The 1,570-nt window shown below is 26.6% G+C and carries 1 pseudogene; it reads right to left on the reverse strand.

Features of this window, described 5'->3' with window-relative positions:
• Nucleotides 1-1,209 (reverse strand): annotated as a pseudogene (locus tag L8W55_RS07880) (methyl-accepting chemotaxis protein); the annotation flags it as partial.
• Nucleotides 1,210-1,570 lie beyond the last annotated feature (361 nt).

A 1,570-nucleotide genomic window follows, 5' to 3' on the forward strand; every position in this document is an offset into this window, starting at 1 on the left:
ATTGATTATTTTACCCATTCTTCCTAATTCATCATCGGCTTTAATCTTTATTGTCTGCACTTCTTTGGTTTCATGATTTAAAAATTTGAAGAAATTTTGTAAAGAATGGAGTATAATAGGAATTCTAGCACCTACTATTTTATTTACACAAAAATAAACAATGGCTAAGATTGTAACAACTATAACTAGTGCTATAACAATTAAAATAAATTGTAATTTATATAAAGGTTGTAAAACAGACTTTTTTGGCGCGGTAACTATTATACTCCAGTGACTAGAATCTCCTAGTGTGCTAAAAGGAGTGATACTAGCAAAGCTGAGATTTCCATTTGAATCAGTATAATTGTCAATAATTATATCTTTACGTTCTTTAACGGCATCAATAATAAATTTTGTCGAAGGATCTTTATTGATTTCAGGTAGAGTTTTTAATATAGCATCTTTGTTTTTGTGAATAGTAATAACCCCTTGATCAGTCATTAAAAATCTTAAATCACCTTCGTAGGCATCTAGCTTTGGATCAAGCATATCTTGTGATATTTCTAAGAAATCAAAAGTATATCCAACAACACCTACAAATTTGCCTTTACTGTTAAAGATAGGCATTCCTAAATTAATACCTAAAAAATCATGTCCATCGTAATTTAATTTTGATGGAGCGCCAACAAATAAAGTATCTAAATCACCATATTTTGCGTTTTGTTCAATTTTTTGCAAAATGTTCAGTTGAGAAAAATTATTAGGAACTTTTATAGATCTTATACCACCGGCTTTTCCTGTAGTTTCATCGAAAAAAATCATAGCAAAAGTTTTACCATTAGAGCTTTTAAAATTTGAATCTAATGCTTGGATGTCAGATAAAACAGAGGGATCTTTTAGCCAAAGAAATGAATAAGCTGCATAACCACTACTGTCAAAGGTATTTTTTAATAAGCTTTCTATTAACGCAACATCTACTTGGTCATATTTCGAAAACATTTCATTAAGCGATGTAGCCATTCCTTTTGTAAGAACAACTTCCTCATTTAGAATGCCTTGCATAAAATTTCCGTATCTTTTCGCAGAAAGAAAGATTGAATTTTTAGCTTCATTTTCCATATTAGAAGCAACTTGAATTGATAAAATAGTCACCAAAATGGCTATTCCAGTGATTATACTAATAGCAACTGATAATACTAGTTTTAATCCTATATTTAAAGATTTAAACATCAATAACTCCTTAATAACTCTTTTTTTGATTAGCATTAATTCTATTTTTTTATATAAAACTATTTTTAAACTATTTTAAAAGATTTAATTTTTTAAAATTGGTTCAAATACACACATATAAAAATAAATCAAAAAATGATATAACAATGAAAAATACATATTTTGTATAACAAAATAATAAAAATATTTTTTTATAAATGTATGATTAAAAATTGCAGTTATTGTGAAAATATTTTTATTAAAGTAAACATAAATTGCTATGGATAAAAATTAGACTAAATAAAATGCAAATCTTTCACCCAATTAACTAAACCCATTAAGGGTTTAGTCAATTATTTAAAATTTTTTCTTTCTAGCATCC

The sequence above is a fragment of the Campylobacter sp. FU_520 genome, from assembly GCF_025772385.1.
GTDB lineage: Bacteria > Campylobacterota > Campylobacteria > Campylobacterales > Campylobacteraceae > Campylobacter_D > Campylobacter_D lari_C.